Raw genomic sequence first — 238 nt, 5'->3', positions numbered from 1 at the left:
GATCGTAGCTGCCGATGACAAAGGTGCGGCTCGTCGCCGTGTAGCGCGCCACCATGATCTGATGCGTCATGTCGGCATCGGGCATCGCAAGCCATGTCTTGCCATTCGAGCCTTTGAAGAGATCACCGCCGGCGGGGTTTTCGCGCACCCATTCCTGGCGTCGCGGATCGAAGCCGGTCGGCGCATCACCCGATTGATCGCCGAGCCGTGCAATTGCGACCGCATGATCGGCGTCGTC

At 62.6% G+C, this 238-nt stretch carries 1 protein-coding gene; it reads right to left on the bottom strand.

What is annotated here, in order from left to right; translation table 11 throughout:
• The coding region (locus CH341_RS35070; RefSeq protein ID WP_170149929.1) for a hypothetical protein at positions 1 to 238 on the bottom strand (238 nt) is incomplete at both ends.

This window comes from Rhodoplanes roseus, assembly GCF_003258865.1.
Taxonomy (GTDB): Bacteria; Pseudomonadota; Alphaproteobacteria; order Rhizobiales; family Xanthobacteraceae; genus Rhodoplanes; species Rhodoplanes roseus.
The sequence above is the reverse complement of the archived record's forward strand: the minus strand, read 5'-3'. Positions and strand labels throughout refer to the sequence as shown.